An 8,407-nucleotide genomic window follows, 5' to 3' on the forward strand; every position below is an offset into this window, starting at 1 on the left:
CTGAGCGAAGCGAACGTGCTCAGGATGACAAAGAAAAAAATACCCAGGATCACAAAAAGGAACGGGGAGCCTTGAGGGAGCTACCAAGTAGGTTATTGCGATAATTCTTTTTCTATTACTTCTTTAAGAACTTTATTGTCAACAGCACCTTTAAAATGTTCAATGCAAGCCTTCATTACTTTTCCAAAATCACTTTTTCCTTTTGCGTTAAGGTCTTTAATGATTCTTTTTACTTCTTCTTTTAATTCCTCTTCACTTGGTGCTTTAGGAAAATAACTTTTCAATATTTCAAGTTCTTCTATTTCTTTCTTTAAAAGATCTTCTCTTGAAGCCTGTTTATACATTTCAATAGCTTCCTCTCTTTTTTTAATCTCCTTTCTAATAATTTCAAGTAAATCAACTTCTGTTAAATTTTTACTTAGTGCTTTAAGTTCAATCTCTTTGTATTTTATTTGCGATTTTAACATATTTAATACATCTGCCTTTAATCGGTCTTTTTCTTTTAATGCTAAAATGTAATCTTTTTCTAATTTTTCTAATAGTTCCATTTACGCCTCCTTAAAATATTTTATATTTAATTTTTTGTTTGCAAAAATCAATACATATTGTATAATTTATTGTAATGGTAAATTGTATTTTTTCTAAAAATAGCATTTTTAGTTGTCTATGGAGTGTATTTATTTCCGTAATGTTTATTATTATAGTAATTGGAAAAAATTATTCTAATAAAGGCGCTATCAAGCGCCTTATATTTTTTGGAGGGCATAATGAAAATCCTTGTAATTAATCCGGGATCAACTTCAACCAAAATTGCAATTTTTGAAGACGAGAAGGAACTCTTGTCAAAAACAATTAGGCATTCCTCAGATGAGCTTAAGAATTTTAAGTCAATTATCTCGCAGTATGATTTTAGGGTAAGGATCATCGAAGAAGAACTAAATAAACTAAATTTTAAACTTGAAGATTTTAATGCATTTGTCGGAAGAGGAGGCTTATTGCATCCGATTGCATCTGGCACGTATAGAGTAAACGAAGGTATGCTGCAAGACCTTTTGGAAGCTCGTTACGGTGAGCATGCTTCAAACCTTGGTGCAATTATTGCCTTTAACCTTGCGAAAAAAGTAGATAAACCTGCTTACATTGTTGATCCTGTTGTTGTCGATGAAATGGAACCTTTAGCAAAATACTCGGGCTTAAAAGGAATTGAAAGAAAATCTATATGGCACGCCTTAAATCAAAAGGCTGTTGCAAGAAGAGCTGCAAAAGATTTAGGTAAGACTTACCAAGATGTAAACCTTGTAGTAGTGCATTTAGGTGGGGGTATTTCTATCGCAGCACATAAAAAGGGTAGAACTGTTGATGTAAATAATGCCCTTAATGGTGATGGTCCTTTTGCTCCAGAAAGAGCTGGAGGACTACCTACCGTAAGCCTTGTAGATCTTTGTCTTAGTGGTAAATACACATATGAAGAAATGAAAAAGCTTCTTGCAGGAAAAGGTGGTCTTGTATCACATCTTGGTACCAATAGCGCACTTGAAGTTGAAAAGAGGATTAACGATGGTGATAGTTATGCAAAACTTGTCTACGAAGCAATGGCATATCAAGTAGCAAAAACAATAGGAGAAATGGCAACCGTGCTTGAAGGTAAAGTCGATGCAATCGTATTAACAGGCGGGCTTGCAAACTCAGAAATGCTTGTAAATTGGATTAAAGAGCGTGTTTCTTTTATTTCACAAGTGCTTATATACCCTGGCGAAGATGAAATGACCGCACTTCTTGAAGGTGCCTTGAGAGTTTTAAGAGGAGAAGAAAAAGAAAAAACTTATGAAAGAATTTGATGTAAGAAAACTATTAGACAAAAACACACAAATTATCACAGGTAGAATAGGCTCTGGTAAAACTGAGATCTCAATTAACCTTGCAATAAAATTAAAAGAAGCAAATATAAAGTCAAAACTGTTTGACCTTGATGTTGTAAAACCTTATGTAAGAATTAGAGATGTTGAAAATAAACTTAAAGAGTTTGACCTTGATTTGGTTTTGCCTCCCCCACTTACCCGTGCACTTGATGTGCCTGTTTTCCCACAAAATATTGTTTCTCAACTTATGGATAGGGATTATTACCACATTATCGATGTTGGCGGGGATGCATATGGTGCAGGTAGTATTGCACAATTCAGAAATTTTTTTGAAGACTCTTACAATATGCTTTTTGCTGTGAATACAAAAAGACCATTCAGCGAAACAAAAGAGCAGATTTTAGGAGAAATTGCAACCATTGAAAGTGCATCAAAATTGCATATTACACATCTTATTCTCAATACGAATTTGCGATGGGAAACAACAGAAGAAATTATAAAAGATGGTTTTAATATCCTCAAAAGTGTTTCAGAAGAAATTGGTATTCCAATCCTTTTTGCCTGTGTTGATGAGAAAAGAGTGTCTTTAATGGACTCTTTAGAAGTGGAAGTCTTTCCACTCAAACTTTTTGTAAGTCCAATACCTATATAATAAGGAGGTTATTTAATGGAACCAAAAGTAATCATCGATGAAGAAAAATGTAAAAGCTGTGAAATGTGCGTTAGTGTCTGTCCCAAACATGTCCTTAGGATCTCTAACAAAATTAACCTTAAAGGGTATCATCCTGTTGAACTTTTTGACAACGAAAACTGTATCTCCTGCGGATTTTGTTATCTTATATGTCCCGATAAGGCGATTTTAGAGGTAAGAAGACCCGAGAAAGTTGAAGTAAAATAGGAGGTAAATATGGGTGAAAGATTGTTAATGAAAGGCGCAGAGGCTTTAGCCGAAGCCGCAATTAGGGCAGGTGCTCAGATCTTTTTTGGGTATCCTATCACACCTCAAAATGAATCTCCTGAATATTTTTCAAGAAGAATGCCAGAAGTGGGACGCACATATGTCCAAGCAGAAAGTGAAGTAGCAGCAATTAATATGGTGTATGGAGCGGCTTCAACTGGCACAAGAGTTATTACAACTTCTTCAAGTCCTGGTATCAGCCTTATGCAGGAAGGTTTTAGCTACATTGGTAATTCCAATGTTCCGTGTGTAATTGTAAATGTAATGCGTGGTGGTCCTGGCTTGGGTAATATTGCACCAGCGCAGGCAGACTATTTCCAGGCAACAAAAGGCGGAGGCCACGGTGATTACCACTCTATCGTCCTTGCGCCACATACATTGCAAGAAGAGTGCGACCTTATGTACGATGCTTTTGAACTTGCCGAGAAGTATAGAATTATGGTTGTTATGTTATCCGATGGACTCTTAGGGCAGATGATGGAACCTGTAGAGTTTAAAGATTGGGTCGACGTAAGTAAGCTCAAGACTCCAGATTGGGCAATCGTTGGAAAAGGAGATCGACCAAGAAATCTTGTTTCTTCTTTTGATCTTTCTCCTGAAGGACTTGAAAAAATGAATCTCGACTTACAAGAGAAATACAAAAAGATACAGGAAAATGAAGTAAGATACGAACTTTACAAGATGGATGATGCAGAGTATGTTTTAACTGGCTTTGGGACTGTTGCAAGAATTATGAAAACAACCGTTAACATGTTAAGAGAAAAAGGTATAAAAGCAGGTTTAATAAGACCTATAACTGTTTGGCCCTTCCCCTATAAAGTGTTCGAAGATTTTGCAGATAAGGCTAAATTCTTCTTGGATGTTGAAATGAACGAAGGACAAATGCTTGAGGATGTAAAACTTGGCGTAAACGGTAAAAAGCCAGTGCAGTTTTATGGGAGATTTGGTGGAATTGTCCCAACCGCAGAAGAAATCTATAAGGCTTTTAAATTACATATGGGAGGTTGCTAATGAAATTAATCTATAAAGCACCCGATTCATTTGCTAAGAAGCAAACCACGTACTGTCCGGGATGTCCGCATGGGGTTGCCCATAGAATAGTTGCAGAGTTACTTGAAGAACTTGATTTAGTGAAGAAAGCGGTAATTGTTTGGCCAGTTGGATGTTCTGTTTTTGGATACGATTTTATTGATACAGATGCAACTGTTGCAGCACATGGTAGAGCCTGTGCTATGGCAACTGGAATTAAAAGAGCACACCCTGAGAGTTTTGTTCTTACCTACCAAGGAGACGGAGACCTTGCTTCCATAGGAATGACAGAAACCGTTCATGCTGCAGCAAGAGGCGAACTTATCACGACCATATTTATAAACAACGGCAATTTTGGAATGACTGGTGGGCAGATGGCACCTACAACACTTGTAGGACAGGTTACAACAACATCACCTTATGGAAGAAAACCGGAGGTTAATGGTTTCCCTATTCATGTCTCAGAAATGCTTGCCACTCTTGATGGCCCTGCGTATATTGCAAGAGCTTCTCTTGATTCTCCACAACATATTAACCAGGCAAAAAACTTTATAAGAAAGGCATTTAAGGCGCAAATATTAGGACTTGGGTATTCTCTTGTTGAACTTGTTTCAACTTGCCCAACAAACTGGAAAATGACTCCTGTTGAAGCATTGGAGAGGGTAAGAAGAGAAGTCTTGCCCGTATTTCCAATTGGTGAATTTAGAGTGGTAAAGGGGGTAGAATAACATGCAAAAAGGTGTTGTTATATCTGGCTTTGGTGGTCAAGGCGTAATGCTTGCAGGAGAAATCCTTGCAGAGGCAGGTAAAGAAGATGGGAAATTTGTAACTTTTCTTCCTTCCTATGGACCTGAGATGCGTGGTGGAACTGCAAATTGTCATGTTATTGTATCCGATGAAGAGATTGCATCTCCTATCATTGATAGGCCAGAAGCAGCAATTGTTCTCAATCTTCCTTCCTTAGATAAATATGAACCTCTTATGAAAGAAGATGGAATAATGATTTTGAATAAGACACTCATCCCAAAAGAAGTTACAAGAACGGATATAAGAGTGCTTCAAATCGATGCACATGATATTGCAAGAAAACTTGGCTCAGAAAAGGTTGTTAATATGATTCTTTTAGGTGCGTATGTTGAGGTAGAAAAACCAGTCTCATTAGAATCGATTAAAAAGGCATTAGAAAAATATCTTACCGGAAGAAAAAAAGAACTCCTTGAGATTAACATTAAGGCAGTTGAAGAAGGTAGTAAGATAGCAAAAGAGTTTTTGGGGGTATAGTATGAAAACGATTAAACCTGAGGAAATAAACCCTCAACCAGTTGAATTTAATGGTGCCTATATCCCTGGCGTGACGATTCGGTGGCTTATCAAGAAGGAGGATGGTGCAGAGCGTTTTGCAATGAGGTATTTTGAACTTGAAAAAGGTGCTGTAATTCCTGAACATCAACACGAATGGGAGCATGAAATTTTTATTCTCCAAGGGAAGGTGCTTATTACCGAAGGCTCAGAAGAACGCGTAGTTGAAAAAGGTTCTGCGGTTTTTATTAGACCCAACTTACCTCATTCCTATAAAAACATTGGGGATGAAAAAGTATTAATGCTCTGCCTTATTCCTTACTTAAAAGGATAAGATGGATTTTTTGGGGAAATCTATTCTTATCATTGGTGGCTCTTCCGGAATAGGAAGGGCCACTGCTATTTATCTTAACACTCTTAAAGCAAGTGTTATCATAACGGGAAAGACAAAGGCGCATATAGATGAAACTCTTTCTTTATGTCCTAATATCGAATTTTTCCAAGGCAGTTTTCCAAAAGATACTTTCAATCTCATCAATTGGTTATTCACAAAAGTTAACAAACTTGATGGTGTTGTATTCTCCCAAGGAATTATCTATACTGAGCCATTTGAAACTTTTAGAGTTCATGAGCTTGATGAAATGTGGGAAGTTAATGTTAAAACGAGTTTTATTATACTAAAAGAACTTTTGCCACTATTAAAAAATGGTGGAAGTGTAGTTTTTATTTCCTCAATTGATGCGCTTTTTGGAGAAAAAAGTCCATCTTCAGGATATTCTCTTACTAAATCTGCTATAATTGGACTAACGAATTCTCTTGCTTTTGAACTTGGGCAGTATAATATTAGAGTAAATAGTATTATGCCAGGTTTAATAAGGACAAGTATGACAGAAGATTTTTTTAGTAAAGAATTTGATGAAGAAAGAAAAGAATTTTTAAGACGGGTGCCTCTTAGAAGAGCAGGCACTCCAGAAGAAGTTGCAAAATTGATAGCGTTTCTACTCTCCGATGATGCTTCATATATTACAGGTGATATAATCTTTATTGACGGAGGATATCATACAGGATGAGATTTCTTCATCTTGCCGATTTACATTTAGGCTTTCCTTTAAGGGAAGATGAAAGTAAATTTGATTTCTTTAAGTCACTTAATTTTGTAGTTGAAAAAGCAAAGGAATACGAGGTTGATGTTGTTTTGATTGCAGGAGATGTTTTTCACGAAAGATCCCCTAATGCAAAGTTTCAATCTGTATTTTCAAGTTTTGTAAAAGAGTTGATGGTAAATAAAATCCCCGTGCTTATAATTACAGGCAACCACGAAGGGCCAAGTTTTAGAGGTAAAAACATCCACCTTGATGTTTACGATAATTTAAAATTACCTTCCGTTTACGTAAGTAAAATAAGTGAAGTAGTAACTATAAATGGTGCTAATTTTATTACCCTTCCTTACCCTTTTAAATTAAACTTCATTTCAAAAGAAGAAAACAGGAATAGAGAGGAAAGTGAAGTTTTAAATTTGATGAATAGAAGGCTTCTATATATTCTCGATGAAAAACTCTCCGATATTGGCAATGGTAATTTAAATATATTAGTTGGGCATATCCCTGTTTCAGAAGGAGAGGTTGGCTTTGAGAAGTATATAAACATTACAAGTGAAATACCACTCTCCATTGAAGAACTTGATAGAATTAATATTAGTTATTTTGCCTTGGGCCATTTACATAAACACCAGATTATAAGAAGCAAAAAATACGAGCATGTATTTGTTTATCCAGGTTCACTTGATAGGTTAGACTTTGGTGATGAAGACGATGAGAAAGGTTTCTATTTTGTTGAAGTTGAACCCTCAAAAGAGCCATATTTGGAGTTTATAAAAAATCCTTTTGCAAGGGAATTTTACACAATAGAGATACAAAACGAGAATTCCTTTAAAAGCGTTGATATGGAGAAAGTTAAAAGGTCAATCACGCGTCTTTTAATAAAAGGCGATTTATTTGAAGAACACATGCTTTCTAAGTTTATTGAAATTGTAAAAAAAGAGGCGTATTCGTTTGCATATATTGACGACAGAAGGGAAGGAAACATTCCTATAAGGGATTTTGTATCAAAAGCTATCAATCCAATTGAATCACTTATAGAATACATTGATAAGTCGCCAAACGAGGATATAAAAAAACTTAAAAATAAAATCATTGAAGAAGCAAAAATTATATTTGAGGAGATTAATGAAGCGTAGAGGTCTTGCAAATATCGTAATTGTTTTAACTTGCCTTGCAATCATTTTTGACTCCCTTGTTTTACTTTCGGGACAAGAGAATCCAACATCAACCGTTCTTAGGGCAAAATTCATTGAAGTATCAAAGAAATACAATATTCCATCGGTTATACTTATGGGTATTGCCTATACGGAATCAGGCTTTAGACAGTTTGATTTAAGTGGTAATCCTATAATCCACACAAATAGCAATGGTTCAATTGATATTGGTATCATGCAGATTAATTCTACAGGTCGCTCTGACATTGAGCGATTAAAAAATGATGTATTTTACAATATTGAAGTTGGAGCAAAAATTTTAGATAACAAATGGAAAATTACACCCCCAATTGGTGATTCTGATAGAAACATTTTAGAAAATTGGTACTATGCAATTTGGGCATACAACGGCTTTTCTTATATAAATCATCCGTTAAATCCAGAAGGTAGGCACTACCAAGATAAAGTTATTGATAACATTGCAAAACTTATCATAGGTGATGATGGGCAACCTCTATGGGCACCTGTTACCATAACAAAACCAGACCCTAAACTAATTGCTAATCCTCCTCAGTATATTGATACGCCTACTCCATACCATTTTGCCGACCTTTATGAGAACCTAACCGATAATGCAAGGATTATACAGGCAAATACAGGATTAAAGTTCTCTACAAAACATGAAGCGCATATCCAGTTTCTCGTGCAAAACGTAGGCACTTCAACTTGGACTTCTACCATATTCTCTAAGCCTTACTCTGCTAAAGTCACATTAACTAACGGCTCTATTAAAGTAGAGAAAACTTTTCCCATCACAAGGAATGTGCAACCTGGAGAGGTTTTATTGCTTGATTTTCCAATCTCTATAAGCGTTCAAGGGAATTACCAAGCAACCCTTGAGTTTTTTAACGAGGATAATTCTTTTGGCCAAAAAGTTTTAACAAGTTTTACTTTTGATGATTTTGATATAGAAGATTTAAATTCAACTAATTTAGAAGTTTCAAACTA

11 protein-coding genes are annotated in these 8,407 nt (G+C 35.7%); 10 read left to right on the forward strand and 1 reads right to left on the reverse strand.

Going from position 1 to position 8,407, the window contains the following annotated elements:
- Positions 1 to 92 precede the first annotated feature (92 nt).
- Positions 93 to 548: a GatB/YqeY domain-containing protein gene (locus K6343_04910; GenBank protein MEF3245306.1), complete on the reverse strand. Its 456-nt coding sequence runs from the start codon at positions 546 to 548 to the stop codon at positions 93 to 95.
- Positions 549 to 767: 219 nt separating this feature from the next.
- Between K6343_04910 and buk the strand changes: the two genes are divergently transcribed.
- From buk to K6343_04960, 10 genes are all read left to right on the forward strand, one after another.
- Positions 768 to 1,838, forward strand: coding sequence for a butyrate kinase (gene buk / locus K6343_04915; protein ID MEF3245307.1), 1,071 nt, complete (start codon positions 768 to 770; stop codon positions 1,836 to 1,838).
- The gene (locus tag K6343_04920; GenBank protein MEF3245308.1) at positions 1,825 to 2,511 is read left to right on the forward strand and encodes a hypothetical protein; all 687 of its coding nucleotides are present in this window, start codon (positions 1,825 to 1,827) and stop codon (positions 2,509 to 2,511) included. Before buk ends, K6343_04920 begins: the two co-directional genes overlap by 14 nt.
- A 15-nt stretch (positions 2,512 to 2,526) precedes the next feature.
- Positions 2,527 to 2,757, forward strand: a complete 231-nt coding sequence (locus K6343_04925; protein MEF3245309.1) for a 4Fe-4S binding protein — start codon at positions 2,527 to 2,529, stop codon at positions 2,755 to 2,757.
- A 9-nt stretch (positions 2,758 to 2,766) separates the two neighbouring features.
- Positions 2,767 to 3,828 (forward strand): 3-methyl-2-oxobutanoate dehydrogenase subunit VorB, encoded by a 1,062-nt coding sequence (locus tag K6343_04930; GenBank protein MEF3245310.1) that lies wholly within the window; start codon positions 2,767 to 2,769, stop codon positions 3,826 to 3,828.
- Complete coding sequence (locus K6343_04935) at positions 3,828 to 4,574, forward strand: 2-oxoglutarate oxidoreductase (protein ID MEF3245311.1); 747 nt, start codon at positions 3,828 to 3,830, stop codon at positions 4,572 to 4,574. The genes K6343_04930 and K6343_04935 overlap by 1 nt, the downstream gene beginning before the upstream one ends.
- Before the next feature lies 1 nt (position 4,575).
- On the forward strand, positions 4,576 to 5,127 hold the full coding sequence (locus K6343_04940; GenBank protein MEF3245312.1) for a 2-oxoacid:acceptor oxidoreductase family protein: 552 nt from the start codon (positions 4,576 to 4,578) through the stop codon (positions 5,125 to 5,127).
- Between the two features lies 1 nt (position 5,128).
- The gene (locus tag K6343_04945) at positions 5,129 to 5,479 is read left to right on the forward strand and encodes a cupin domain-containing protein (protein MEF3245313.1); all 351 of its coding nucleotides are present in this window, start codon (positions 5,129 to 5,131) and stop codon (positions 5,477 to 5,479) included.
- Between the two features lies 1 nt (position 5,480).
- Positions 5,481 to 6,215 (forward strand): SDR family oxidoreductase, encoded by a 735-nt coding sequence (locus K6343_04950; GenBank protein MEF3245314.1) that lies wholly within the window; start codon positions 5,481 to 5,483, stop codon positions 6,213 to 6,215.
- Positions 6,212 to 7,381 carry an exonuclease SbcCD subunit D gene (locus K6343_04955; protein ID MEF3245315.1) on the forward strand — a complete coding sequence of 390 codons (1,170 nt, stop codon included), beginning with the start codon at positions 6,212 to 6,214 and terminating at the stop codon, positions 7,379 to 7,381. The genes K6343_04950 and K6343_04955 overlap by 4 nt, the downstream gene beginning before the upstream one ends.
- The coding region (locus K6343_04960) for a lytic transglycosylase domain-containing protein (protein ID MEF3245316.1) at positions 7,371 to 8,407 on the forward strand (1,037 nt) is incomplete at its 3' end. The genes K6343_04955 and K6343_04960, both read left to right, overlap by 11 nt.

The sequence above is a fragment of the Caldisericaceae bacterium genome, from assembly GCA_036574215.1.
Classification (GTDB): domain Bacteria; phylum Caldisericota; class Caldisericia; order Caldisericales; family Caldisericaceae; genus Caldisericum.